This is a genomic window from Micromonospora sp. DT47 (assembly GCF_049844475.1).
In the GTDB taxonomy this organism is placed as follows: Bacteria; Actinomycetota; Actinomycetes; order Mycobacteriales; family Micromonosporaceae; genus Micromonospora.
In genome coordinates, this window is sequence record NZ_JBNCLC010000010.1 from 19,428 (window position 1) to 43,199 (window position 23,772).

Consider the following 23,772-nt stretch of genomic DNA (forward strand, 5'->3'; position numbering starts at 1 on the left):
GCCCGCCCCGACGCCGAGACTCGAACGGTGACCCGAAACCGCCGCTTCCACCCGGCCTGGGCCGTCGCCGCCGTGGCCTTCGTCGCGCTGGTCGGCGCCGCCGGCTTCCGCGCCACCCCCTCGGTGCTGCTGCATCCGCTGCACGCCGAGTTCCGCTGGCCGCTGGCCACCATCTCCGCCGCCGTCTCGGTCAACCTGCTGCTCTACGGGCTGACCGCGCCGTTCGCCGCCGCCCTGATGGATCGGTTCGGCATCCGCCGGGTGGTGGCCACGGCGCTGGTGCTGGTGGCCGCCGGCAGTGGGCTGACCGTGTTCATGACGGCCAGCTGGCAGCTGGTCCTCTGCTGGGGCGTGCTGGTCGGGCTCGGCACCGGCTCGATGGCGCTGGCCTTCGTCGCCACCGTCACCGGACGCTGGTTCGTCCACCGCCGCGGCCTGGTCACCGGGGTGCTGACCGCCGGCGGCGCGGCCGGGCAGCTGGTCTTCCTCCCGCTGCTCGCCGTCCTGGTGCGCGAGCACGGGTGGCGGGCGGCGGCGCTCGTCGTGGCCGGGGCCGCGCTGGCGGTCGTACCGCTGGTGGCCTGGCTGCTGCGCGAGCACCCGGCGGATCTCGGCCTGCCCGCCTACGGCGCGGCGGAGGTGCTGCCGCCCGCGCCGCCGGCCGGCGGCGCGGCGTCCCGGGCGGTCGGCGCGCTGGCCTCCGCCGCACGGACCCGGCCGTTCTGGCTGCTCGCCGGCGGGTTCGCGATCTGCGGCGCGACCACCAACGGGCTGGTCGGCACGCACTTCGTGCCGGCCGCGCACGACCACGGCATGTCGGAAACCACCGCCGCGAGCCTGCTCGCGCTGGTCGGGCTCTTCGACATCGTCGGCACGATCGCCTCCGGCTGGCTCACCGACCGGGTGGACAGCCGGCTGCTGCTGGGCGCCTACTACGCGCTGCGGGGCGGGTCGCTGCTGGTGCTGCCCGGTCTCTTCGCCGGCACCGCCGAGCCGAGCATGCTGGTCTTCATCGTCTTCTACGGCCTGGACTGGGTGGCCACCGTGCCGCCGACCGTCGCGCTCTGCCGGGAGTACTTCGGCACGTCGGGCGCGGTGGTCTTCGGCTGGGTCTTCGCCGCCCACCAGCTCGGCGCGGCGGCCGCCGCGACCGGGGCGGCCCTGGTCCGCGACCAGCTCGGCGACTACGCGCTGGCCTGGTACGTCGCCGGGGCGCTGTCGATCGGCGCCGCCGGGCTCTCCCTGCTGATGCGGCGGCGGGAGCCGGTGCCGACGCCGCTGCCGGTGGTGGCGCCGGCCGCCCGGGCCTGGAGCTTCCGGGGCTGAACGGTCAGCCGAGCACCCACTGCTGGTCGGCGGCGCCGGTGCAGGTGGTCTGGATGATCTCGTCGCCGGCCTCGGTGCCGCCGTCCTTCACCTGCGCGCACCGGCCGGACTGCACGCTCACCAGCAGCACCGGTCCGGTGCCGACCGGGGTGACCCGCCACTGCTGGTTGGGCTGCCCGTGGCAGCCGAACTGCTGGAGCTTCGCGCCGTCCTCGGCGCCGCCACCGGAGACGTCCAGGCACTGGCCGTACGCCGCGTTGGTGAGGGTGACCAGGTCCGGGGCGACCGGGTTGGCCACCCACTGCTGCTCCGGCCCGCCGGTGCAGGCGGCCAGCTCCGCCTCGGCCTTCTCGCCGTCGCCGTCGGTGCCCACGCAGAGCCCGGAGGTCACCGTCCGGATCACCTTCGGGCCGGTCACCGGCGCGGGGGCCGGCGGCGTGGTGGGGGCGGCCGTCGGCGCGGGGGCCGGCGGGGTGGTGGTCGGCGCCGGCTGGGCGGGGGCGGACGTCGGCGCCGCCGTCGGGGGCGCGGGCGCGGCCGCCGCGGGCACCACCGGCTCGTCGCCGCCGCCGAGCACCCCGGTGGCGAAGAAGACCCCCAGCAGTACGCCGACCAGCCCGGAGGCCAGCGCGAACCGCATCAGCGGGTCCCGCGGCAGTCCGGGCCGAGCAGCCCGACGGGCGCCGTAGACGGTGCCGGACGGATCGTGGTGTTCGTCGGGGACGGACATGAGGGCATCCTGACCCACCGGCCGGCCCGACGGCCAGCCGGGTGTCCAGCGGGGTGACTCAGTCGACGACCTTGACGTCCTTCCAGAACGCCACCCGGTCGCGGACCATCTCGGCGTCCGGCTTCGGCTCCGGGTAGTACCAGACCGCGTCGGCGCTGGTCCGGCCGTCGTGGCTGAGCGTGTAGTAGGAGGCGGTGCCCTTCCACGGGCAGACCGTGTGGGTGGACGACTCGGTGATCAGGTCGTCGCGGAGCGTGGAACGGGGGAAGTAGTGGTTGCCCTCCACCATGACGGTGTCGTCGCTCTCCGCGACGATCAGGTCGTTCCATACGGCTTTCGGCATGACCCCACGCTATGCCGCCCGGGTCGCCCGGGCCACCCGCCGTTCAGCGTGGCGGCTCCGGATCGGTGACGTCGCCGACGGTCGCCCCGAGCGCGGCGATCGTCGTCCGAATCTGGATGCGAAATGGCCATCGTGGACATCCCACGCGGACCTCGGTTCGCGCGTAAGGTGATCTCATGCGCGCGCTGCGTGATCATGAGCAGGCGGTGGACACGTTGCGGCGGTCGTACGCCGCAGTGCCTCCCGGACAACCCGTACGCCTCGCCAAGCGCACCTCGAACCTGTTCCGCCCACGCCAGGCCACCAGCAGCCCCGGCCTGGACGTCAGCGGGCTGAGCGGGGTGCTCGCCGTCGACCCGAAGGCCCGCACCGCCGACGTGCAGGGCATGTGCACCTACGAGGACCTGGTCGACGCCACCCTCCCGCACGGGCTGATGCCGCTGGTCGTGCCGCAGCTGCGCACGATCACCCTGGGCGGCGCGGTCACCGGGCTGGGCATCGAGTCGACCTCGTTCCACAACGGCCTGCCGCACGAGTCAGTGACCGAGTTCGACGTGCTCACCGGCGCCGGCGAGATCGTCACCGCCCGCCCCGGCGGCGCGCATGACGACCTCTTCGCCGCCTTCCCCAACTCGCTGGGCAGCCTCGGCTACGCCACCCGGCTGCGCATCGAGCTCCAGCCGGTTCGCCACGCGGTGGCCCTGCGCAACGTCCGGTTCACCCGGCTGGAGGAGCTCACCGACGCGATCGGCGACGTGATCGCCAAGGGCGAGTGGGACGGGCAGCCCGTCGACGCGATGGACGGGGTGATGTTCAGCCCCGGCGAGGCGTACCTGACGCTCGGCACCTTCACCGACGACGCGCCGCCGCTGAGCGACTACACCGGCCAGGCGATCTACTACCGCTCGCTGCGTCAACGCACCCGGGACGCGTTGAGCACCTACCACTACCTCTGGCGCTGGGACACCGACTGGTTCTGGTGCTCGGCGGCGTTCGGGGTGCAGCATCCGGTGGTTCGCCGGCTCTGGCCGGCCCGGTGGCGGCGCAGCGACGTGTACCACCGGCTGGTCCGGCTGGAGCACCGGCACCAGGTGGCCGCCCGGGTGGACCGCTGGCGCGGCCAGCCGGCCCGGGAGCGGGTGGTGCAGGACGTGGAGATCCCGCTCGACGGGACGGCCGAGTTCCTGCGCTGGTTCGCCCGCAACGTGGGGATGACCCCGGTGTGGCTCTGCCCACTGCGGCTGCGGGAGCCGTCCGGGCCGGACTCGGCCCGGGTCTGGCCGCTGTATCCGCTCCGGCCGGGGCAGAGCTACGTCAACATCGGCTTCTGGGGGAGTGTGCCGATCGCCGAGGGTGCGGCGGACGGCGACGTGAACCGCTCGATCGAGCGGGCGGTGTCCGAGGCGGGTGGTCACAAGTCCCTCTACTCGGACGCGTACTACGACCGAGCGGCCTTCGACCGGCTCTACGGCGGGGAGACCTGGCGCGCCGCGAAGGACCGCTACGACCCGGATCACCGGCTCACCGGACTCTACGAGAAGGCGGTTGCACGAAATTGACATCGTCCTGGCCCTTGAGCCAAGGACTCCCACGGTCACCCGTTGGTCTTCCTGTTTCACTGCCTGTGACAGTCCTGTCTGAAAGGGGGGAGCGGTGCTTCCTCCCGGCCCTGAGTGGCCGGAAGCCCACGCCGCGCAATTCATGAGCCTGACCGACCGAGAACAGGGGGCGAGCAGTTCCCCCGCCACACCGCCGCCGGGAGGCCGGCGTACGGGCCCCACCGTCGCGGACGTCGTCCGCGCGCTGACCTCCGGCGACCTGCCGGTCCGCATCAACGGGTACGACGGCAGCGCCGTCGGCCCGGCCGACTGCGGGATCACCCTCTCCATCCGCTCCGAGCGTGGTCTGACGTACCTGCTCACCGCCCCCGGTGACCTGGGCATGGCCCGGGCGTACGTCAGCGGCGACCTCGGGCTGGACGGCGTGCATCCCGGCGACCCGTACGAGGCGTTGCAGGTGCTCAAGGACGAGCTGCGGCTGCGTACGCCGTCGCTGGCCGAGGGGCTGAACCTGGTGCGCGGGCTGGGCTGGGAGCGGCTGCTGCCCCCGCCGCCCCCGCCGCAGGAGGCCCAGCCGCGCTGGCGGCGGGTGATGAACGGGCTGCGGCACTCCCGGCTGCGGGACAGCACCGCCATCTCGCACCACTACGACGTCTCGAACGCCTTCTACGAGAAGGTGCTCGGCCCGTCCATGACCTACACCTGCGCGGTCTTCCGCAGCCCCACCGACACCCTCGAGCAGGCCCAGGCGGCCAAGTACGACCTGGTCGCCGGCAAGCTGGCGCTCAAGCCGGGGATGCGGCTGCTCGACGTCGGCTGCGGCTGGGGCGGCATGGTCCGGCACGCCGCCCGGGAGTACGGCGTGCAGGCGCTCGGGGTGACCCTGTCGAAGGCGCAGGCGCAGTGGGCGCAGGCGACGATCGAGCGGGAGGGGCTGACCGAGCTGGCCGAGGTGCGCCACCTGGACTACCGGGACGCGCCGCGGCAGCAGTTCGACGCGATCTCCTCGATCGGTCTGACCGAGCACATCGGGGTGCGCAACTACCCGGCGTACTTCCGGGCGCTGCGGGACCGGCTGCGCCCGGACGGCCGGCTGCTCAACCACTGCATCACCCGGGCCGACAACCGGGCCCCGCACCGGTCCGGCGCCTTCATCGACCGGTACGTCTTCCCGGACGGCGAGCTGCCCGGGCCGGGCCGGCTGATCGGCGAGGTGCACGACGCCGGGCTGGAGGTGCACCACGAGGAGAACCTGCGCCAGCACTACGCGCTGACGCTGGCCGCCTGGTGCCGCAACCTGGTCGAGCACTGGGACTTCTGCGTGCGCGAGGTGGGGGCGGGCACCGCCCGGGTGTGGGGGCTCTACATGGCCGGCTCCCGGATGGCCTTCGAGCGCAACGGCATCCAGTTGCACCAGGTGCTGGCCACCCGCAACGGGCCGGAGGGGAAGACCAGCTACCCGCTGCGGCCGGACTGGACGCCCTGACCCGGCGGGTCAGCCGACGTGCTGGGGCCCCACGCCGAGGTCGACGGGGGGCCCGGGCACCGGCCCGAAGTTGTTCGGCGGGACCGATTGACAAAGAGAGTTTTTACGTACAAGCTTGTTTTTGCCATGAGAGACGTCCTGTACCTGGAGCAGATCGAGCAGGCCGAGGCCCTGCTCAAACCGCAGCGCATCGAGGTGCTGCGGCAGTTGGCCGAGCCCGGCACCTGCACCGAGGTCGCCGCCCGGCTGGCGCAGACCCCGCAGCGCGTCTACTACCACGTCAAGCAGCTGGTCGCGGCCGGTCTGGTCGAGCAGGTGTCGACCCGCAAGGTGCGCGGCATCAGCGAGGGCATCTACCAGGCCGTGGCCCGGTCCTACTGGTTGTCGCCACGGCTGGTGGGGCGGATCGGCGGGCTGCGCCGGGCGCGGGACGAGCTGAGCCTGGGTTACCTGCTCGACCTGATGGAGGAGGTCCAGGCCGACGTCGCGGCGCTGGACCGGACCGCGCCGGAGCTGCCCTCGATCGGGATCTCCGGCGAGATCCAGGTGCCGGCCGAGCGCCGGCAGGAGTTCCTGCACGACCTGCAGTCCACGCTGCAGGACCTGTTCACCCGCTACGGCGGCGCCGAGGGAGACGCCTTCAAGCTCGCCGTGGCCTGCTATCCCAAGGGGAACGACCGTGACTGAACCGATGAAGCTGGGTGCCCGTCTCGCCGCACCGGTCGAGGCCGTCTGGGGCGCCCTCACCGACCCCGCCGAGCTGCGCGTCTGGCTGACCGAGCACGCCGAGGTCGAGCTGCCCACGCGGTACGAGTTCTGGGGCCGGCACACGCCCGAGGGCGACGCGCCGCACCAGCGGCTGCTGCACGCCGACGACGACACGCTCCGCTTCGCCTGGCTGCTGGACGGGGTGGAGACCACCAGCGAGATATCCCTGGCTCCCGACGGCCCGGACGCCACCGTGCTGACCCTCACCCAGAGCCACTTCGACTTCGCCGAGGCGATGAGCGGCAGCAGCATCCGCGGCGTGCTGCAGACCTGGTGGGCGCTGTCGATCGCCAACCTCGCCTCCCACCTGGAGGGGCGTCCGCTGCTGCCGAGGACCGACTTCACCTCGGCCGACCTGCGCGGCGAGCTGCTGATCGGCGCCCCGATGGCGAAGGTCTGGGAGTCGCTGACCGACTCCGCGCAGGCCAGCGCCTGGTTCGGCTACCCGATCGGGATCGAGCCCTGGGTCGGGGGCCGGTACGCCATGGGCGGCTTCGAGAGCGGCTACGCGGCCAAGGTGATCGACCTGGAGGCGGGCCGGCGGATGTCCGTCGACTGGGGACCGACCGGAGTGAGCACCTGGGAGCTGGCCGAGTCCGACGGGAAGACGAAGCTGACCTTCGTGCAGAGCGGCTTCGACGAGGGCAACCCGCCGTACGCGGCGTGGAGCGGGTCGGTGTCCGGCCTCTTCGAGCTGCGCCGGTTCCACGAGGTGGCCGACTGGCAGCCGATCTGGCTGCCCGCGGAGCTGCCCGCCGGGGCCTGACGGCACCCGGAGCCGACGCCGGGTGCGCGGGGTGTCCCTCGGCTCACCTGGCGTCGGCTCCGGCGGTTGCCCCTCGGCCGCTTCAGTCCGGGCGGCTGCCGCAGCCCTGGCGGCTCGTCCTGGCCCCCTCGGTCCTGGCCCCCTCGGTCCTGGCCCCCTCGGTCCTGGCCCCCTCGGTCCTGGCCCCCTCGGTCCTGGCCGCTTTGGTCCGGACGGCCGGCCCCGGTCCGATCCGGCCCGATCCGGTTCGGTCCCTCGGTCCCTCGGTCCCTCGGTCCGAGCCCAGTTCGGCGGGAGCCGAACCGGCCCCTGGCGGGTCCGCGGTCCGAGGCTTTGGAGCTGATGTCGCAGACGATTCACCCGGACCGACCCTGCGACCGGGACGGCGTACCACGTCCCACGGCTCACGCTTCTCCTCCACCCAATCCCGTAGCAGGCGGTGCAGGTCGAACAAGGTTGCTCCGGATGGACCAGGTCGACCAGCGCCGCCGGCTCTCCCGACCGGGCCAGGCGTCGCGGCGTCAACCCGGCCGCCTCGAAGGCGTTGCGGAAGCTGCGCAGGTCCCGCTCGGTGATCGTCATCCGGTGACGCCAGCGGGGCATCGCGAACGGCAGCCGGTGCAGCCGCCCCGCCCGGCCGGTCCCCTCCAGCGCACCGCTGAGCAGGTCGAACAGCGAGTCGGCCGAGCGGCCCACGAACCACAGGTCACCGCCGCCGGAGCGGGCCAGCACCTTCGCGGCGCAGACCACCAGCTCGTCGACCTACCAGAGGTCGGGCGGCGGCACGTCGTCGAGCAGGTGGCCGAGGTTGTCGGGGGCGACGAGATCCCACCGGAACGGCGGGTTCACCGGGTCGGGTCCGGGCACGGGCGGATCATTCCATCGTCGCCCGGGAATCGGAGGTGATTATCGGTGGCCGGCTGGGTACTGCCGGACGATGTTCTTCATCTTCGGACTCCGTACCAAGGTCGCCCGGTCGGGCGTGGTCACCGCGGTCTGCCGCAACTGCGGCAACCAGGCCGCGCAGGTGATCACCCGCCGGTCGACGAAGTTCACCCTCTTCTTCATCCCGCTGATCCCGATCCGGACCCGCTACGTGCAGCAGTGCTCGTTCTGTGGCACCGAGTACGCCGTCGCCAAGGACGAGGCGCAGCGCCTCCCGGTCGGCTGAGCGATGGCCCGATTCCTCTGCTGGCTGATCGGCCGGCAACCGGGCGTACCGGCGCCCGCGCCGGTGCACACCGTCTCCCGCCCGCCCTGCACCCCGGGTCGCCGTCGGCACCGCCGCCGCAGCCGCCCGGTCGCCGGGGCCCAGTCGCCCCGCTCGCCCTGGAACCGGTCGGCCGGACGCTGACCCTGTGATCTTCCACCCCGTACCGGACCCGCGCCGACCTGCCCGTTCTAGGCTGGGGCCGCCGTCCGAACGGGGAGAATCGTGCGCAACCACCCGGCCGTCGTGCTGGTCGCCGTCCTGCTGTCCACCCTCTCGCTGCCGGTCTCGCTGACCGGCGCCTCGGTCGCGCTGCCGGACATCGGTCGGGACCTCGACGCCGGACTGGCCGGCGTGCAGTGGGTGGTGAACGGCTACAACGCCACCTTCGCCAGCTTCATGCTGGCCACCGGGGCGCTCGCCGACCTGTTCGGCCGGCGCCGGGTCTTCGCCATCGGCCTCGCGATCTTCGCCGGGTCCGGGCTGCTCGGCGCGGTCGCCGGGAACATCGTGCTGCTCGACGTCGTCCGCGCCCTCGCCGGCGTCGGCGCGGCCGCCACCGCGACCAGCGCCTCGGGCATGCTGGCCCATGCGTTCCAGGGCCGGGCCCGGGCCCGCGCGTTCAGCGTCTTCGGTACGACCATCGGCGTCGGCCTGGCCTTCGGCCCCTCCATCGCCGGGCTGCTCATCTCCGTCTTCGGCTGGCGGGCGGTGTTCGCCGCGCCGGCGCTGGCCGCGCTGGCGGTGCTCGCGCTCACCCCGCTGCTGCCGGAGTCCCGCCAGCCGCAGGCCGGCCGGATCGACTGGGCGGGGACGTTCACCTTCACCGCCGCGCTGCTGCTGCTCATCTTCGGCTTCGTGCAGGGCCCCGAGCTGGGCTGGTCCGCGCCGGTGATCGTGGCCGCCTTCGGCGCCGCGCTCGCCCTGCTGGTGGCCTTCGTCCGGGTGGAGCGGCGGCGCGCCGAGCCGATGTTCGACCTGGCCCTGCTGGCGAGCCCCCGCTTCCTCGGCATCTGCCTGGCGGCGGCCACCATCGTCGCGGTGCTGGTGCCGCTGCTGGTCTACCTGCCGTCGTACCTGACCACGGTGGTCGGGATGAGCCCGGGCGCGGCCGGCGCGACGCTGATCCTGCTGACCGCGCCGACCCTGGTGCTGCCGCTGCTGACCGGCGTGCTGACCCGGCTGGTGCCGGCCCCGGTGGTGATCGTGACCTCGGTGGCGGTGGTCGCGGTGGGCGCGGCCTGGGCGACCGTGCTCGGCCCGGACGTCGGCGCCGCCGCGCTGGCGGGGCCGCTGCTCACCATCGGCGTCGGGGTGGGGCTGTCCATCGGCCTGCTCGACGCCCTGGCGATCGGCAGTGTCGCCCCGGGGCGGGCGGCCACCGGCGCCGGCATGATCAACACGGCCCGGCTGGCCAGCGAGACGGTCGCCATCGCGGTGGTCGGTGCGGTGCTGGCCAGCACCACCGCCGGCCGGCTCGCCGACCCCGGCTTCACCGGCGGGCTGCGTACGGTGCTCTGGTCGATGGCCGCGGTGGCGCTGGCCGCCGCGGTGCTCACCGCCGTGCTGGTCCGGCGCGGCGCGCTCCGGGCCGAACCGGCGATGAGCGCCTATCCTGGCGGATCATGACGAGCACCGCCCGACGCCTGGCCGAGATCCGCGGCGACGTGCCGCCGAAGCGGCACAACGCCCGGACGATCGCCGCGCTGACCGGCAACCCCGGCTGCGCCCGCCGGGCCGTGCTGGACGGCGCCGGGGTGGACAAGCCGAAGCTGGTCGAGCTGATCGGCTTCCCGGCTCGCTTCGGGCAGTCCCGGTTCGCCATCACCCGGGGCAACGCCTTCGAGGCGCAGGTGAAGGCCGACGGCGGGGTGGAGCTGCTGCGGCTGGTCGCCGAGCGGCTGGGCGTACCAGTGCCGGAGCGGGCGAGCTGGACGGACCTGGGCGGTGCGGACGATCTGCCGGACCGGCAGGAGCGGTCCCGCGCGGCGTTGATCGCGACGGGGCCGGAGGCGGCGCTGTTCGACCATCCGCTGCTCGGGCTGGAGGTGGCCGGGCGGCGGGTGCACCTGGAACCGGACCTGGTGGCGGCCCGGCTCGCCGGCCGGTTCCACGTGGTGGAGATCAAGTCGTTCCCGGTCGTCGACGGGCAGGCCGACCCGGCGAAGGTCTCCGCCGCCGCCATCCAGTCCGCCGTCTACGTGCTGGCGCTGCGCGAGCTGCTCGCCGCCGCCGGTCACGACCCGGAGCTGGTCTCGCACGACGTGGTGCTGGTCTGTCCGCGCGACTTCGCCAACCGGCCGGTGGCCAGCCTGCTCGACGTGCGCAAGCAGCTGCTGGTGCTGCGCCGCCAGCTGGACCGGATGGCCCGGCTGGACACCCTGCTCGACGCCGTACCGGCCGACTTCACCGCCGACCTGACCGCCGAACCGTCGACGCTGGTCGCCGCGCTGTCCCGGGTGGAGGCCCGCTACGCCCCGGAGTGCCTGGCCAGCTGCGAGCTGGCGTACTTCTGCCGGGGTGAGGCGCGCGGGCACACCGGGGCGCTGGGCAGTCCGGTCCGTGAGGCGCTCGGTGGCATCGGCACCGTCGACGAGGTGCTGGCGCTGGCCACCGGCGAGCGCGCCGCCGACCCGGAGCAGGAGGAGGCCGCCGCGCTGCTGCGGTCCGCCGCCCGCCTGCGCGCCGACGCCCTCACCGGCAATCCGGCATGAGTACGCTCCGCGCGCTGGCCAAGGCGCAGGCGCTCGCCGCCGGGGTGGCCCAGCCGGTGGCCACCGTCCGGCACCTGCACCTCTCGGAGCGGCCGCTGGTGCTGGTGCCGCTGGCCATGGCCGGCGAGGCCAACGCCCCGCTCGCCGCGCTGGTCGGCACCGCCCCCGACGACGCCCGGCTGCTGGTCGTGCCGCAGCCCCGCAACCGGGATCAGCGCTTTGCCTTCGCCGCCGAGCTGGCCGCGATCGTGCTGCCCTGGCTGGACGGTTTCCGGGGCGTCAGCGAGGCGGTGCCGGTGGACCGGGGTAAGGACGTCCGGTACCGGTACGTCGACGCGCCGCAGCTGCTGGTGCCGAACCCGGCCGGGATCACCTTCCTGCGGCTGCTCGGCCGCTCCACCCGGTTCCGCCGCCCGGACGGCGACTACCCGGTGCACCCCGACGTGCCGCTGCTCGGGCGCTGGCTGACCTTCTTCGCCGAGCGGGCCGAGCAGCCCGGCTCGGCGGCGCTGGTGGCGATGACCGACGCGCTGACCCTGCACTGGGCCACCGGGCAGAGCGCGGTGGAGGACCTGCACCTGCCGGCGTTGCTCGGCTGGATCGACCCGCCGGCCGGAGCGACCGGGGCGCAGGCGGCCGCCCGGGCGGAGGACCCGACGGTCTGCCCACCGGCCGGCCCGGCCACCGACCCGGAGTTCGACAACCGGGTGCTCGCCCCGGCCATCGCCGGGTACGCCGATGCCGCGGACGATCCGGACGCGCGCGCCGGGGCGTACGCGGAGCTGGAAAGGGTGCTGCGCGACCAGCTCGCGCCCACCTGGGAGTTGATGTGGCGCGGCGTCGGGTTGCTCCGCGCCGTGCCGGCGGGGGCCCGGGTGGCCGGCCGGTGGGACGGCGACAAGGACGCCTTCACCGGCCACTCCGAGCACGTCGACGCCGGCGGCGGGCCGCAGCCGCGGCGCGACGGCGCGGTCGCGGCCGCCCAGCGGCTGCATCGGCTGGAACGTGCGCTGACCTCGTACGCGGTGCAGCGCGCCTACGACGACCCCCTCGTCATGGCCGAGCACCGGCTGGCCGGGGAGGCGTTCGTCGGGGACGTGACCCTGGCGGATGCGAAGCGGGTGGACGACAGCGGCAAGCGGCCGGTGCTGCGGCCCCGGATCCAGGTGGTCACCACCGAACCGGTGCCGATGCCGGTCGGGGCGACGCTCTGGTCGCCGGCCCGGCCGGCGCAGAAGGCCCGGGTGGTCTTCGTGACCCCGGCCGCCGACGGCAAGACCGAGGTGGTGCTGGAGCTCTCCGGCGGGATGGGCCGGGGGCTGACCGCGCCGCCGGGCAGCCTGCCCGAGGTGGGGGAGCGGCTCTGCTACACCACCCTGTCGGACGGGTTCATGCCGGCCGGGGCGTTCCCCGCGCCGGAGGAGACCCCGTGGACGCACGGCGGCCCGCCGCCGAGGCGCGCCGACGACGCGCCGGCCGCGGGCGACGGCGAGTGATCGCAGCGATATATCCACATGCTTGACTCGGTGGCCGACCCGCCCCGTCCCTCGGGGCCGTCGGTCAGCCGAGGGCGGCGAGGGCGCCCCGCACCTCGTCCGCCGTCGGCCGCTCCGGGGCCGCGGCCAGCAGCGCTTCCAACGCCCCCCGGTACGCGAGGTCGCGCGCCCCGCCCGCCGCGACCTCGACGTCCGGCTGCACCCCGCAGCCCTCCCAGTTGGTGCCGCTCACCGGGTTGACCGGCCGCGCCACCGGCACGGTCAGCTCCAGGTGCGGGTGCGTCCGGAAGCCGACGCACGGGTGGGCGCCACCCCGGGTCCGCTCGCCCACCACCGTGGCGCGGCCGAGCTGCTGCAGGTCGTACGCCAGCTCCTCCCCGCCGGAGAAGGTCTCCGCGCCGGTCAGCACGTACACCGGCTTGCCGGCGTCGTACCGCGGGCCGGCCACGTAGGCGGCGCTCCAGAACTGCCGGCCGTCGCCGCCCCGGTCGTACATGGTGTGCAGATGCGCCGGTTCGGCGAAGAACCAGCCGCAGACCAGCGCCACCATGTCCGGGCTGCCGCCCCGGTTGCCGCGCAGGTCGAGCAGGAGCGCGTCGGTGCCGGCGAGCAGGCGCAGCGCGGCCGTCACGGCCTCCCCGGCCAGTTGCGGCGGGAAGAGGTACGGCCGGATCTCCAACAGCCCGACGTTGCCGGCCAGGCGTTCCACCCGGGCCACCCCGCCCATGGCGGTGGCGGCGAGCGTGGCCCACGCTTCCTGGTCGGGATCCTCGTCCCGCTCGGGCAGCGTCCGCACGTGGTGTTTGAGTCGCAGGTGCAGGTCGCCGTTGACCGACTGGAGGTCCTCGGTGACCAGGCCGGCCAGCTCGCCCGGGTCGTCGGCCTCGGCGTAGCGGCCGTCGCGGAGGCGGTCGCCCAGGTGGACGGCGATCCGTTCGGCGACGTCGGCAAAGACGTAGTGCTCGGCGACGAGTTTCGCGGCCCGCTCGACGACTTCGGTGAGTTCTTCCTGCGGCATCGGCTGCTCCTGTCCCCGTTCCACCGTGGTGCCCGAAGTAGAGCAGGTCGATTGACAAAGCGTCAAGAAAAATAGACGCTTTGGCGGTGACCGAGAAGTTCCCCGACGAGGTGCTGACGGTCAGCACCCCCGCCCACTTCAAGGCGTTGGCCCACCCGTTCCGCCACCGGCTGCTCTTCGCCCTCGGCACGGGCCCCGCCACCATCAGCCAGCTCGCCGGCGACCTGGGTGCGGCCAAGGGCACGGTCGCCCACCACCTCAAGGTGCTGACCGAGGCCGGCATGGTCCGGGTCGCCCACTCCCGCCAGGTGCGCGGCGGCACCGAGCAGTACCACCAGCGCAGCTTCCGCCGCCTGGTCGGCGAATCCGGCGATCCCGGCGCGACCGGCGCGCTGCTCGACGCGGTCGCCGAGGAGATCGCCGCGGCCGCCGACGAGACGCTGCTGCACCTGCGCCACCTCCGGCTCACCCCCGCCCAGGCGGAACGGCTCCGGGCCACCCTCGACGACCTCGTCGGTGACGCCGAGGAGGCCGGCGAGGACGCCTCCCGGTACGGCGTCCTGGTGGCCCTCTACCGGCAGCACGACAGCGCGTCACCGTCCTGATGCGACCCGGTGGCCGGGTGCGAACGACTCTGGCGGCGGCACCGGGTGGTGGCTACCGGGATGCGGGCCAGTGCCGGAAGCGATTCCGGCACCGTGCGGTGAAGCAGGAACCCACCCGGGCGTTGCGCGTTCCGCGCGCAGCGCGGAGGGAATCCCCGCCATTCATGGCGGCGGAGGATGTCAAGCTTGCGCCGTTCGCCGTCCGCAACCGGTCCCCACCGTCGAGGGTGCACGCCTGAGCGAGAGCCGGAGCGAATAGTTGTGCCGCCCCAGGACGTGAGCCGCGCCGTCGTGGCCCCGGCCCGTCCCACGCTGTCCGGCCGCGTCGGCGTCGTCGCGGCGCTGCTCGGGAGCGGGCACTCCGGCGGCCGGACGGCCCGGGGCGCGGAGAGTCGAAGGTCCCGGGCAGTACAGGGGGTTCGGCCCTGACCGGGGTGGACGGTTCCGGCCGACGATTGGGACGAACCTCGATGACCCCCCACCATCGCGCCGGGAGCATGACATGAAGCGACGCACTGTGGACCTGTTGTTCAGCATCGGAGGCCTGGGCCTCGCGGTCCTGCTCCTGGTCGCCGGCATCGTCCTCACCACCAACGCCAGCTTCGCCAACGACTACGTACGCGACCAGCTGGGTGCGCAGCACATCACCTTCAAGGCGGCCGACCAGCTCACCGACGAGGAGAAGAAGGCCGACTGCCTGGTCGAGTACGCCGGGCAGGACCTGACCACCGGCAAGCAGGCCGAGTGCTACGCGAACGAGTTCATCGGCCTGCACCTGAAGTCGATCGCCGGCGGCAAGACGTACGCCGACCTCGGCGAGCCGCAGAGCGCGCTGCGTGCCCAGGTCGAGCAGGCCACGAAGGCCAACGATCCGGCCCTGGCCGGCCTGGAGAAGCAGCTCGCGGAGGTCAGCGGCCAGCGGGACACCGTGTTCAAGGGCGAGACGCTGCGCGGCCTGCTGCTCACCTCGTACGGCTTCAGCGAGTTCGGCCGCAAGGCCGGGCAGGCGGCCCTGGTGGTGTTCGTCGGCGCGGCGCTGCTCCTGCTGCTGTCGATCGCCGGCCTGGTGCACGCCTTCCGCACCCCGACCACCGAGGCGTTCGCCGCCCCCGAGCCGGCGAAGGAGCCGGCTACCACGTGACCCGCTGAAGACCCGGCGCCCCCGATCTCCTGCCCCCTCCGGAGACCGGGGGCGGTCGTATCCGCGCGGACGGTGTGACCGGAGCCGCAGAATCGGGCTTGACCCTCACGCAACGGCAGGCGGGAGCCTTGGTCGCGGAAGGGAGGGAACCATGGCGTACACGGTGGGACAGGTGGCGAAGGCGGCCCGGGTGACGGTCCGAACGCTGCACCACTATGACGAGATCGGGCTGCTCTCGCCCAGTGGCCGCACGGCGGCGGGCTACCGGCGCTACGACGACGCGGACCTGGAGCGGTTGCAGCACATCCGTTACTACCGGGAGCTGGGGTTCCCGTTGGACGAGATCGCGGCGATCCTCGACGACCCGGGCGCGGACCCGGCGGCGCACCTGCGCCGGCAGTACGAGCTGGTCACCGAACGGATCGGCAAGCTCCAGGAGATGGCCGCCGCGATCGAGCTCGCGATGGAGGCGAGAAGGATGGGGATCCAACTGACCCCGGAGGAGCGGTTCGAGGTCTTCGGCGACTTCGACCCGGACGCGCACGCCGAGGAGGCGGAGCGGCGGTGGGGCGGCAGCGACGCGTACCGGCAGTCGAACCAGCGGGCCGCCCGCTACACCAAGGACGACTGGCTGCGGATCAAGGCGGAGAACGAGGACTGGGGGCGGCGGCTCGTCGCGGTGATGGCCTCGGGCGCGCCGGCCGACTCGCCGGAGGCGATGGCGCTGGCCGAGGAGCACCGGCAGATCATCGGCCGCTGGTTCTACGACTGCTCGTACGAGATCCACACCGGGCTGGCCGACATGTACCTGGCCGACCCGCGGTTCACCGCGCACTACGAGCAGATCGCGCCGGGGATGGCGGCCTACCTGAGCGAGGCGATCCACGCCAACGCGATCAGCCGTGCCTGACCCTGTCGGCCGTGTCCGCGCTCACCGGAGCTTGCCGTGGGCAGCGCCTGTGACCTGCGGTTTGAGATCACTCCGGAGGGCTGCTCGCTGGATCTTCTCCCACTGAATTTTCAGCAGGCGCACTGGGCCGCGAGGTCTCCGGTTACGGGTGGGGTGGGGTCTGCCGGTGCTCGGCGGAGTCACGAGTATCTGAAGCGCCTCCGCTGCGGCGAGTTGTGAGGCGGCCAGCGATAGCGGGGCGAGCCCTCGGGGCGACAGGTACTTGCGTAGGTAAACGAAGCCGGCCGCGTAGCTGAGCGCTGCGCCGAGGCAGGCCAGCTGTCCGCCGGCCGCGGGCCCCGCCGGGTACATGGCTTCCGGCACCTGACAGTCGCTCGTGCAGATGAGCGGATCAGCGGCCCTGGGGCTGCGCGGGGGTCATGCTGAGCCGTGCCGTCTGGTCTTCCTGTACCTGGCGGGCAGTCTGCAGGAAGTCGAGGATCGCCGAAAGCTGATCCTTGTCGTACCTGCCGAGGGCCTGTGCGCCGGCGGCGCCGACCGGAATGTAGATGTCTTGTTCGATGGTGTGCGCGGCGTCCGTTGCGATGACCAGGACCCGCCGTCGGTTCTCGGCGTCTCGGGTACGGCGGACCAGGCCGGCGCGTTCCAGGCGGTCGATGACCGTGGTGGTCGCGGCGGGGCTGAGTTTGAGGGCGCTGGTGAGTTCCCCCGCCGACAGCGGGCCGCCGGTGGCGAGGACGAGATCCATCGCGCGCAGGTCCGTGCGGTTGAGACCGAGCCGAGCGGCGGCAGCTTCGTCGAAGGCGTCGAAGCTCTGCTGGAGCAGGCGCAGTTGCATCGCTACGTCACGGATCAGATCATCTTTCGACATTCGAAACCTTCGGCTATCGTAGTGTCCGACAGTCGAACGATAGCAGCCCAGGGAGTACAAGATGACCACCGACGACCGTGAAATCGGGGACCTGTTCGGCCGGCTCATGCAGGCCTGGACCGACAACGACGCCGTTGCCTACGGGGCCTGCTTCACCGAGGACTCCGACTACGTCTCCTACGACGGCACCCGCACCATCGGGCGCCTCGACATGCAAGACGCTCACGACCGGCTCTTCCGCGGCGTGCTTGCCGGTTCTGCTCTCGTCGGTGACGTCGAGTCGATCCGGCACGTCGCTGCGGGGGTGGCGATCGTCCACGGCACCGCGTCGGTGCTGATGCCCTGGCGCTCGACGCTGCCCAAGCGACGCCTGTCCCGGCAGACACTGGTCGCCGTACGTACCGATCGCGGCTGGCGGTTCACCGCATTGCACAACGGGCGGGTGCGTCCGGTGCAGATTCCGGCCCCGGATTCGCTGCCCTCTCGCATGGCTCAGACGATGAGTCACGCTGCACGCCGCCTCGGTGTGGGCCGGGCTACTGCCAGAACCTGACCGTGCTGGCCGAGGCTCGCCTCTACGGCGACACCCTCATCTGGCCGCGACGAGCGCGGTCATGCCGAGAAGCGGAGGTTGTGGCGCTGTGTCCGTTCATACTGACGACCTGTCGAGTCGACCTCGGTCACGGCTGGCCGCGGCCAACCTCGACCTCGGTTGGCGTGCTCGACGTGTTGGTCAGGTCGACGGTGTATGTCTGGCCGACGAGGTCGACGCCGAAGCTGTGGTGACTCTCCTGTCGGGTGAGTGTGAAGCCCCGTTGGAGGTAGATGTGACGAGCCGCGGCCAGCACGTCATTGGTCCACAGTTGCATCCGCGAGTAGCCGGCGGCGCGGGCGAACCCCATGCACGTGTCGACCAGTTGGCCGCCGAGGCGGTGACCGCGCCCGTCGGGATGCACCAGCAGGATGCGCAGTTTCGCGGTCGTACCTTCGGGGTCGCTGCCGTTGACGCAGAAGACGCATCCGACTCGGCGCCCGTGGACTTCGGCGATCCACGCGGCTTCGCGCCTGGGGTCGCGGTTGGCGGCGTAGTCCGCCACGATGCGAGCGACAAGGGCCTCGAAGCTTGAGTCCCAGCCGAACTCGGCCGCGTACACCTCTCCGTGCGCCATGACCACCCAGCCCAGGTCGCCGGGCTGGCCCAGCGGTCGGATGACCGCTTGCGTGCCTTCTCGGTCAACCATGCCGGTTCCCCACATGTCTTCTCGGAGCGCTACTGAAACGACTGTTTCAGTCTGTCAGAATAGCGCCATGACCGGTGACGGCCCACCCCCTTCGGCGCGGCAGGCGGAGCTGCTCGACCTCGCGTACCGATACGCCCTGGAGCACGGTCTGGCCGACCTGTCGCTGCGACCTCTGGCCGCCGCCGTCGGATCCAGCCCTCGCGTCCTGCTCTACCTGTTCGGCAGTAAAGAGGCGCTGATCCGGGCGCTGCTGGCCCGGGCCCGTACCGACGAACTGGACCTGCTGGCGCGCCTGCGCGAAGCGACGGCCGAGAAGCAGCCGACCGCGTTGAACGTGGTGGCCGCCGAGGTGTGGAGGTGGCTGGCCGCCGAGGACCATCGAGCTCTGCTCACCCTGTGGGTCGAGGGCTACGCGCGGTCCCTGGTCGACCTCGACGGTCCATGGGCCGGGTTCGCCCGCGCCACCGTCGACGACTGGCTCCACGTGCTCGCCGCCGCCCAACCACCGCAGGAGCGTCACACCCCAGCCGGTGCAGCTCAGCGCACCCTGGTGCTTGCCGTCCTGCGCGGAGCCCTACTCGACCTGCTCGCCACCGGAGACGTCGATCGCGCCACGGCCGCAGTCCACCAACAACTCGCCAGCCTTTCGCCACCATCGGCTGACGCAGCCATGATCGACTAAGGTCCCGTTCATGCGGCTGCGTCACCTCGATCCACGCGATTTCGATGCGGTGAGCGTGATGCTGCGCCAGGTCTACATCGGCGAGGGGTACACCGCTGCGCAGTACGCCGACGTCCTGACCGACGTCGCGGCCCGCCACGCGGCCCCCGGCACCACAATCCTGGTCGCCGCAGGCGACGACGGTCTCATCGCCGGCCATGTCGTCGTGTGCACCTCCGCAAGCCCGCTGGCTCAGCTCGCGGCCGCCGACGAGGCCGAGATCCGTCTGCTGGCAACCGCAGCGAACATGCGCGGACAGGGCGTCGGCAGGGCCCTCATCCAGGCCGCCATCGAGAAGGCTCGGTCCGGTGGGTCCCGTCGCATAGTCCTGGCAACCCAGACCACTATGACCGCCGCGCAACGCCTGTACGCCAGTGAAGGGTTCCATCGCATCCCCGCGGCGGACTGGTCATGGGACGGTCGCAGGTTCCTCGCCTACGCCCTGCCGCTGTGAAAGCCCACAGACCGCGCACCGGAAGGTTCGGTGAGAACCGACGGGCCGGGCGGCGAACGCGCCGGTGAGCGTGATGCCTCTGGGGTATCAATATGACTCTGAGGTATCACGCTCACGACCGGACAGGCCACCGGAGGTCCGCAGTGCTCATCGTCGCCGGCAGCATCTACGTCGACCCGGCCGGGCGGGACGCCTACCTGGCCTCCTGCGCGGAGGTGGTCCGGCAGGCGCGCTCCGCGCCCGGCTGCGTCGACTTCGCGATCAGCGCCGACCTGGTCGAGCCGGGCCGGATCAACGTCTACGAGCGCTGGGACACCCTGGAGCAGTTGTTGGACTTCCGCGGCTCCGGCCCGGCCGAGGAGCAGGCGGCGGCGATCCTCGGCGCCGAGGTGCACCGGTACCGCATCTCCGGCGTCGAGGGCCCCTGAGCGGGGTGTGCGTGCCGGCTCAGCGCTGACCGGGTCGGGCGGCCCGGGACTGGCGGTAGAAGGTGGTCGAGGCGGGGAGCACGAGGCAGACCAGGGCCGCCAGGGCGGCCAACGGCAGCACCACCGCGTCGGCGGCGAGCAGCGGCAGGACCCAGTCCGGCCGGCTCAGCGAGTGCAGGCCCGACAGTGCGGAGCCGAAGCTGCTGGTGTCGATTCCGTGTTCGACGCGGTCGGCGGAGATGATCAGGGCCGACGGTCCCAGGACGACCGCGCCGCCGGTCGCCGAGACGAACGCCGCGAGGGCGGCGAGCACGTGGGCCCAGCCGTAGCCCCGCCAGGTGAGCGCCGCGAGTACGACCAGCACGCCCGCGCCGGTGACCAGGGCCGCAACGAACAGGTAGGTGACGTGCCAGTACAGGCCGCCGGAGCCGTTGTCCGTCAGATGCGGGTAGCGCGCCTCGGCCTCGGCCACGTCGCGGGCCAGCCGGTCCGCGTCCTCCAGTTGGACGGCGACGTACGCGGCGATGCCGAGCACCACCACGCCGAGCAGGGCAACCGCCGTGACGACCGGGATCGGCCGGCGAGGACGCCCCGCCGCGTCCCCCGTCGTCGCGAGCTGGACCGACCCGGTGATCGGTGCTCCGGTCAGCGACATGGTCGGAATCCGCCTAAAGATCTTGATCCACAGGTATTGACAATTGCTCCCGCACCCGGAGTCGGCCCACGTCCGGCCCTCGACCATCCGCTCGTATCTGACCGAGCCCTACCTCACCGAGGGCACGCCACCGCCCACTTTTCAGCACCTGCTCGACCGGCTGCGACCGGTCCTGCCAGCTCCACGCAACTCCTACTTCGACGCGGCCCGGCTGGCGGCGCTCGACCGGAAGATGTCCGCCGTGCTGGACCCGCTCATTGCTACTCGGGAGCTGTCGCGCATTGTCGGAGCAGAGCACCGCGACCCGGTCGAGCGGGTACGCGCCGAACAGCGCAAACCCCTGGCCGACCAGGTCACGGCATACCGGAACCTCACGCGGCAGCTCGTACCGCCGCGGCGCGCAGCCGTGCCAGGGCCCGATCCCGGCCCAGCACCTCCAGCGACTCGAACAGCGGCAGGCCAATCGACCGGCCAGTGACAGCCACGCGCACCGGCGCCTGTGCCTTGCCCAGCTTCAGCCCGTGCGCCTCACCGACCGACAGCAACGCCCCCTTCAGCGGCTCGGCCTGCCAGGTCGGTAGGGCCTCAAACGCGGCGATGACGTCGGGCAGGACTCCGGCGTCCTTGCTCGCCTTCGCCCACGAAGCCTCGTCCAGCTCGACTGTGTCGAGGAATAGAAAATCGACGTTGGGCACGATCTCGGCCAGCAGACTGATACGCGTCTGTGCCAGCGGAGCGACCTTCGCGAAGACCGCCGGGTCGTAGGCGTCCGGCTGCCACGGCGGGGCCGTGATGCCGAACCCGGCGTCGGCCTTCTCCGCCTCGGTTACGAACGGGCCCGTCAGCCACGGTGCGCAGGCCGCAACAAACTCCCCGGTGCTCAGCGAACGGATATATTCCCCGTTGAACGCGGTCAGCTTCTTGAGGTCGAAGAACGCTGGAGCCGAGTTCACCTGAGCAAGGCGGAACTCGTCCTCGATCACCGACCACGGCACGATCTCGCGATCGCCGGAGGGCGCCCAGCCGAGGAGCATCAGGTAGTTGCACATCGCCGAGGCGAGGAAGCCCTCATCGCGGTACATCTCCAGCGCGACCTTGTCCCGGCGCTTGGACAGCTTCTGCCGCTTCTCGTTGACCAGGATCGGAGTGTGAGCCCACGCGGGCGGCTGGTGTCCGAGGGCCTGCCAGAGCAACTGCTGCTTAGGCGCGTTCGGCAGGTGCTCCTCGGCTCGGATCACATGAGAAATCCTCATCGAGATGTCATCCACCACGTTGGCTAGCAGGAACACCGGGGACCCGTCGCCACGGGCGATGACGAAGTCCTCGATCAGCCGGTTCTCGAACGTCGGCTCTCCACGCACCAGATCCTTGACGACCGTCACGTCCTCGTCGGGCGTCCGGAACCGTAGAGCTCTGCCCTCGGCGGCCTCCAGGGCACGATCACTGCAGAAGCCGTCGTAGCCGGCGTACTGGTTGCCCGAACGTGCGTGAACGGCGTCCCGCGTGCAGTCGCAGTAATACGCCCTCCCCGCATCGAACAGCTGCTGAGCAGCCTTCGCATGCTCGGCCGCGTACGACGACTGGAACAGCGGTCCTTCGTACTCGTCAGGGCCGACGCCGAGCCAGGCCATCGCCCGTACGATGCCTTCGGTCCACTCCGGGCGCGAGCGCTCCGCGTCGGTGTCCTCGATCCGAAGCACCAGCGTCCCGCCCGACTGACGGGCCGCCACCCAGTTCAGCAGCAGCGAGCGAGCATTTCCGACGTGGAACATGCCCGTCGGGGAAGGGGCGAACCGAAGACGAATCGCGGACTCAGACACGCCAGCCACCCTATCTGCAGGGCGTACGTGAGGACCTGTTCGATGTCGTCGACCTCAACGTAGCCGGTCTTGATCTCCAGGTGGATTGCCGGCGATGAGGTCGGCGTACGCCCGCTGTGGCACGAGCTCGAATGCGCCCAAAATGGGGTTCAATGCTCTCAGCCGGTGACGGCAGTCGCGCTGGTACGCCTCGAACAGGGTGTGGATCGGGCAGCGCTTTGCTGCGGTCCTGGCTGCCGTCCGATGTGTTCGAGAGCCTTGACGCATGCCGGGAGGCGGAGGACTTGGTCCGACTCGTTGAGAAGATCATCTCCACCGAAGGGGAGCGCCACAGTGAGTGAGCGACCGTACGTACTGCTCAGCTGCGCGACGTCGATCGACGGCTACCTGGACGACGCGACGGACGGTCGGCTGCTGTTGTCCAACGACGCGGACTTCGACCGGGTGGACGAGGTGCGGGCGGGTTGCGACGCGATCCTTGTGGGCGCGAACACGATCCGGCGGGACGATCCGCGGTTGCTGGTGCGGTCCGAAGCTCGTCGGGCCGAGCGGGTGGCGCGTGGCGTGTCGTCGTCGCCGGTCAAGGTGACGATCACCGGTCGAGGCGACCTGGAGCCGACGGCGCAGTTCTTCGTCGCCGGGGACACCGACAAGCTCGTGTACTGCTCCAGCTCCGCCCTTGACAAGGCGCGGGAGCGACTGGGCCGGGTGGCGAGCGTCGTGGACGGGGGAGAACCCGTCGACCTCCGGCGGGTCATGACGGATCTGTCCGCGCGGGTTGTGCACCGGCTCATGGTCGAAGGCGGCGGAAGCATGCACACTCAGTTCCTTGAGGCCGGCCTGGCCGACGAGCTGCACCTGGTGGTCGCCCCGTTCTTCGTGGGAGACAGCCGGGCGCCGCGCTTCATCGGTGACGGCCGGTATCCGTGGAACCCGGATCACCGGGCTCGCCTGGCTGAGGTACGCGAGATGGGGGACGTGGTGTTGCTGCGGTATGCGTTGTCGGACCGGTTCGGCACTACATGACCGTGCCGTTTGCCCTCGACCGCCGCTGGCTCCAGGACGCGATCGACCTTTCCCGGCGCTGCCCGCCGAAGGCGACCGCGTACGCGGTCGGTGCGATCGTGGTCGACCGCGATGGGATGGAGCTGGCCCGGGGCTACTCCCGGGAGACCGACGCCCATGTCCACGCCGAGGAGTCCGCACTGATCAAGCTCCAGGGAACCGGGATCGACCTGTCCGGAGCGACGATCTACAGCTCGTTGGAGCCGTGCAGCGTCCGTAGCCACCAGTCGCCAACCTGCACCCAGCTGATCCGGGCCTCGGGTATCCGTCGGGTGGTGCTGGCGATGCGGGAACCGCCGTTCTTCGTCGACTGTCAGGGAGTCGAACTTCTCGAGGCGGCCGGTGTCGAGGTGGTCGAGATGCCAGACCTCGCCGACCAGGTACGCGTCATCAACGCGCATGTCATGGGCGTGCCGTGACGGACGAGTTGCAGTGGAACAGGCGC

At 72.0% G+C, this 23,772-nt stretch carries 25 protein-coding genes; 18 read left to right on the top strand and 7 right to left on the bottom strand.

Going from position 1 to position 23,772, the window contains the following annotated elements:
• Positions 1-27: 27 nt before the first annotated feature.
• Positions 28-1,326, top strand: a complete 1,299-nt coding sequence (locus ACLQ2U_RS17240; RefSeq protein ID WP_425751683.1) for an MFS transporter — start codon at positions 28-30, stop codon at positions 1,324-1,326.
• A gap of 4 nt (positions 1,327-1,330) precedes the next feature.
• On the opposite strand, the gene ACLQ2U_RS17245 is transcribed toward ACLQ2U_RS17240, so the two are convergent.
• Both ACLQ2U_RS17245 and ACLQ2U_RS17250 read right to left on the bottom strand, forming a co-directional pair.
• A complete protein-coding gene (locus ACLQ2U_RS17245) occupies positions 1,331-2,056 on the bottom strand; it encodes an RICIN domain-containing protein (protein ID WP_425751684.1) in 726 nt (241 codons plus the stop codon).
• Positions 2,057-2,114: 58 nt separating this feature from the next.
• Positions 2,115-2,399 carry a DUF427 domain-containing protein gene (locus ACLQ2U_RS17250; RefSeq protein WP_425751685.1) on the bottom strand — a complete coding sequence of 95 codons (285 nt, stop codon included), beginning with the start codon at positions 2,397-2,399 and terminating at the stop codon, positions 2,115-2,117.
• A 176-nt stretch (positions 2,400-2,575) separates the two neighbouring features.
• Here ACLQ2U_RS17250 and ACLQ2U_RS17255 point away from each other — a divergent pair, with 176 nt between their 5' ends.
• The 8 genes from ACLQ2U_RS17255 to ACLQ2U_RS17290 all read left to right on the top strand — a co-directional run bounded on the left by ACLQ2U_RS17255 (position 2,576) and on the right by ACLQ2U_RS17290 (position 12,398).
• Complete coding sequence (locus tag ACLQ2U_RS17255) at positions 2,576-3,958, top strand: FAD-binding oxidoreductase (protein ID WP_425751686.1); 1,383 nt, start codon at positions 2,576-2,578, stop codon at positions 3,956-3,958.
• A 142-nt stretch (positions 3,959-4,100) separates the two neighbouring features.
• The gene (locus tag ACLQ2U_RS17260; protein WP_425751687.1) at positions 4,101-5,444 is read left to right on the top strand and encodes a class I SAM-dependent methyltransferase; all 1,344 of its coding nucleotides are present in this window, start codon (positions 4,101-4,103) and stop codon (positions 5,442-5,444) included.
• 126 nt (positions 5,445-5,570) lie between these two features.
• Positions 5,571-6,131: a helix-turn-helix domain-containing protein gene (locus ACLQ2U_RS17265; protein ID WP_425751688.1), complete on the top strand. Its 561-nt coding sequence runs from the start codon at positions 5,571-5,573 to the stop codon at positions 6,129-6,131.
• Entirely contained in the window at positions 6,124-6,978 is an 855-nt protein-coding gene (locus tag ACLQ2U_RS17270) for an SRPBCC family protein (RefSeq protein ID WP_425751689.1), read from the top strand. The genes ACLQ2U_RS17265 and ACLQ2U_RS17270 overlap by 8 nt, the downstream gene beginning before the upstream one ends.
• A gap of 937 nt (positions 6,979-7,915) precedes the next feature.
• Positions 7,916-8,149 (top strand): zinc-ribbon domain-containing protein, encoded by a 234-nt coding sequence (locus tag ACLQ2U_RS17275; RefSeq protein ID WP_425751690.1) that lies wholly within the window; start codon positions 7,916-7,918, stop codon positions 8,147-8,149.
• Between the two features lie 264 nt (positions 8,150-8,413).
• The gene (locus tag ACLQ2U_RS17280; protein WP_425751691.1) at positions 8,414-9,817 is read left to right on the top strand and encodes an MFS transporter; all 1,404 of its coding nucleotides are present in this window, start codon (positions 8,414-8,416) and stop codon (positions 9,815-9,817) included.
• Complete coding sequence (locus ACLQ2U_RS17285; protein WP_425751692.1) at positions 9,814-10,902, top strand: hypothetical protein; 1,089 nt, start codon at positions 9,814-9,816, stop codon at positions 10,900-10,902. Before ACLQ2U_RS17280 ends, ACLQ2U_RS17285 begins: the two co-directional genes overlap by 4 nt.
• Complete coding sequence (locus ACLQ2U_RS17290; protein WP_425751693.1) at positions 10,899-12,398, top strand: hypothetical protein; 1,500 nt, start codon at positions 10,899-10,901, stop codon at positions 12,396-12,398. The genes ACLQ2U_RS17285 and ACLQ2U_RS17290 overlap by 4 nt, the downstream gene beginning before the upstream one ends.
• 64 nt (positions 12,399-12,462) lie before the next feature.
• Here ACLQ2U_RS17290 and ACLQ2U_RS17295 read toward each other — a convergent pair whose 3' ends face one another.
• The gene (locus ACLQ2U_RS17295) at positions 12,463-13,416 is read right to left on the bottom strand and encodes a S41 family peptidase (protein ID WP_425751694.1); all 954 of its coding nucleotides are present in this window, start codon (positions 13,414-13,416) and stop codon (positions 12,463-12,465) included.
• 86 nt (positions 13,417-13,502) lie between these two features.
• Here ACLQ2U_RS17295 and ACLQ2U_RS17300 point away from each other — a divergent pair, with 86 nt between their 5' ends.
• The 3 genes from ACLQ2U_RS17300 to ACLQ2U_RS17310 all read left to right on the top strand — a co-directional run bounded on the left by ACLQ2U_RS17300 (position 13,503) and on the right by ACLQ2U_RS17310 (position 16,072).
• Positions 13,503-14,021, top strand: coding sequence for an ArsR/SmtB family transcription factor (locus ACLQ2U_RS17300; RefSeq protein ID WP_425751695.1), 519 nt, complete (start codon positions 13,503-13,505; stop codon positions 14,019-14,021).
• 502 nt (positions 14,022-14,523) lie between these two features.
• On the top strand, positions 14,524-15,162 hold the full coding sequence (locus ACLQ2U_RS17305; protein ID WP_425751696.1) for a hypothetical protein: 639 nt from the start codon (positions 14,524-14,526) through the stop codon (positions 15,160-15,162).
• A gap of 151 nt (positions 15,163-15,313) precedes the next feature.
• Positions 15,314-16,072 carry a MerR family transcriptional regulator gene (locus ACLQ2U_RS17310; RefSeq protein WP_425751697.1) on the top strand — a complete coding sequence of 253 codons (759 nt, stop codon included), beginning with the start codon at positions 15,314-15,316 and terminating at the stop codon, positions 16,070-16,072.
• A 391-nt stretch (positions 16,073-16,463) separates the two neighbouring features.
• Here the strand turns inward: ACLQ2U_RS17310 and ACLQ2U_RS17315 are convergent, their stop codons facing one another.
• Positions 16,464-16,943, bottom strand: coding sequence for a MarR family winged helix-turn-helix transcriptional regulator (locus tag ACLQ2U_RS17315; RefSeq protein ID WP_425751698.1), 480 nt, complete (start codon positions 16,941-16,943; stop codon positions 16,464-16,466).
• 61 nt (positions 16,944-17,004) lie between these two features.
• Here ACLQ2U_RS17315 and ACLQ2U_RS17320 point away from each other — a divergent pair, with 61 nt between their 5' ends.
• A complete protein-coding gene (locus ACLQ2U_RS17320; RefSeq protein ID WP_425751699.1) occupies positions 17,005-17,496 on the top strand; it encodes an SgcJ/EcaC family oxidoreductase in 492 nt (163 codons plus the stop codon).
• A 127-nt stretch (positions 17,497-17,623) separates the two neighbouring features.
• Here the strand turns inward: ACLQ2U_RS17320 and ACLQ2U_RS17325 are convergent, their stop codons facing one another.
• A complete protein-coding gene (locus ACLQ2U_RS17325) occupies positions 17,624-18,184 on the bottom strand; it encodes a GNAT family N-acetyltransferase (protein WP_425751700.1) in 561 nt (186 codons plus the stop codon).
• Between the two features lie 67 nt (positions 18,185-18,251).
• On the opposite strand from ACLQ2U_RS17325, the gene ACLQ2U_RS17330 reads away from it, so the two are divergent.
• From ACLQ2U_RS17330 to ACLQ2U_RS17340, 3 genes are all read left to right on the top strand, one after another.
• A complete protein-coding gene (locus ACLQ2U_RS17330; protein ID WP_425751701.1) occupies positions 18,252-18,866 on the top strand; it encodes a TetR family transcriptional regulator in 615 nt (204 codons plus the stop codon).
• 10 nt (positions 18,867-18,876) lie between these two features.
• Entirely contained in the window at positions 18,877-19,359 is a 483-nt protein-coding gene (locus ACLQ2U_RS17335) for a GNAT family N-acetyltransferase (protein ID WP_425751702.1), read from the top strand.
• 92 nt (positions 19,360-19,451) lie between these two features.
• Positions 19,452-19,787, top strand: coding sequence for a putative quinol monooxygenase (locus tag ACLQ2U_RS17340; RefSeq protein WP_425751703.1), 336 nt, complete (start codon positions 19,452-19,454; stop codon positions 19,785-19,787).
• Positions 19,788-19,806: 19 nt separating this feature from the next.
• Here the strand turns inward: ACLQ2U_RS17340 and ACLQ2U_RS17345 are convergent, their stop codons facing one another.
• Both ACLQ2U_RS17345 and gltX read right to left on the bottom strand, forming a co-directional pair.
• Entirely contained in the window at positions 19,807-20,442 is a 636-nt protein-coding gene (locus ACLQ2U_RS17345) for a hypothetical protein (RefSeq protein ID WP_425751704.1), read from the bottom strand.
• A 371-nt stretch (positions 20,443-20,813) separates the two neighbouring features.
• Positions 20,814-22,262 (bottom strand): glutamate--tRNA ligase, encoded by a 1,449-nt coding sequence (gltX, locus tag ACLQ2U_RS17350; RefSeq protein WP_425751705.1) that lies wholly within the window; start codon positions 22,260-22,262, stop codon positions 20,814-20,816.
• A gap of 333 nt (positions 22,263-22,595) precedes the next feature.
• On the opposite strand from gltX, the gene ACLQ2U_RS17355 reads away from it, so the two are divergent.
• Positions 22,596-23,288 (top strand): RibD family protein, encoded by a 693-nt coding sequence (locus ACLQ2U_RS17355; RefSeq protein WP_425751706.1) that lies wholly within the window; start codon positions 22,596-22,598, stop codon positions 23,286-23,288.
• Positions 23,285-23,746 carry a deaminase gene (locus tag ACLQ2U_RS17360; protein WP_425751707.1) on the top strand — a complete coding sequence of 154 codons (462 nt, stop codon included), beginning with the start codon at positions 23,285-23,287 and terminating at the stop codon, positions 23,744-23,746. Before ACLQ2U_RS17355 ends, ACLQ2U_RS17360 begins: the two co-directional genes overlap by 4 nt.
• Positions 23,747-23,772 lie beyond the last annotated feature (26 nt).

Bases quoted from the DNA above. Each gene is read 5' to 3' on its own strand.
- ACLQ2U_RS17245 (WP_425751684.1), bottom strand. From the start codon at position 2,056: ATGTCCGTCCCCGACGAACACCACGATCCGTCCGGCACCGTCTACGGC.
- ACLQ2U_RS17250 (WP_425751685.1), bottom strand. From the start codon at position 2,399: ATGCCGAAAGCCGTATGGAACGACCTGATCGTCGCGGAGAGCGACGAC.
- ACLQ2U_RS17255 (WP_425751686.1), top strand. From the start codon at position 2,576: ATGCGCGCGCTGCGTGATCATGAGCAGGCGGTGGACACGTTGCGGCGG.
- ACLQ2U_RS17260 (WP_425751687.1), top strand. From the start codon at position 4,101: ATGAGCCTGACCGACCGAGAACAGGGGGCGAGCAGTTCCCCCGCCACA.
- ACLQ2U_RS17265 (WP_425751688.1), top strand. From the start codon at position 5,571: ATGAGAGACGTCCTGTACCTGGAGCAGATCGAGCAGGCCGAGGCCCTG.
- ACLQ2U_RS17275 (WP_425751690.1), top strand. From the start codon at position 7,916: ATGTTCTTCATCTTCGGACTCCGTACCAAGGTCGCCCGGTCGGGCGTG.
- ACLQ2U_RS17285 (WP_425751692.1), top strand. From the start codon at position 9,814: ATGACGAGCACCGCCCGACGCCTGGCCGAGATCCGCGGCGACGTGCCG.
- ACLQ2U_RS17290 (WP_425751693.1), top strand. From the start codon at position 10,899: ATGAGTACGCTCCGCGCGCTGGCCAAGGCGCAGGCGCTCGCCGCCGGG.
- ACLQ2U_RS17295 (WP_425751694.1), bottom strand. From the start codon at position 13,416: ATGCCGCAGGAAGAACTCACCGAAGTCGTCGAGCGGGCCGCGAAACTC.
- ACLQ2U_RS17305 (WP_425751696.1), top strand. From the start codon at position 14,524: ATGAAGCGACGCACTGTGGACCTGTTGTTCAGCATCGGAGGCCTGGGC.
- ACLQ2U_RS17310 (WP_425751697.1), top strand. From the start codon at position 15,314: ATGGCGTACACGGTGGGACAGGTGGCGAAGGCGGCCCGGGTGACGGTC.
- ACLQ2U_RS17315 (WP_425751698.1), bottom strand. From the start codon at position 16,943: ATGTCGAAAGATGATCTGATCCGTGACGTAGCGATGCAACTGCGCCTG.
- ACLQ2U_RS17320 (WP_425751699.1), top strand. From the start codon at position 17,005: ATGACCACCGACGACCGTGAAATCGGGGACCTGTTCGGCCGGCTCATG.
- ACLQ2U_RS17325 (WP_425751700.1), bottom strand. From the start codon at position 18,184: ATGGTTGACCGAGAAGGCACGCAAGCGGTCATCCGACCGCTGGGCCAG.
- ACLQ2U_RS17330 (WP_425751701.1), top strand. From the start codon at position 18,252: ATGACCGGTGACGGCCCACCCCCTTCGGCGCGGCAGGCGGAGCTGCTC.
- ACLQ2U_RS17335 (WP_425751702.1), top strand. From the start codon at position 18,877: ATGCGGCTGCGTCACCTCGATCCACGCGATTTCGATGCGGTGAGCGTG.
- ACLQ2U_RS17340 (WP_425751703.1), top strand. From the start codon at position 19,452: ATGACTCTGAGGTATCACGCTCACGACCGGACAGGCCACCGGAGGTCC.
- ACLQ2U_RS17345 (WP_425751704.1), bottom strand. From the start codon at position 20,442: ATGTCGCTGACCGGAGCACCGATCACCGGGTCGGTCCAGCTCGCGACG.
- ACLQ2U_RS17360 (WP_425751707.1), top strand. From the start codon at position 23,285: ATGACCGTGCCGTTTGCCCTCGACCGCCGCTGGCTCCAGGACGCGATC.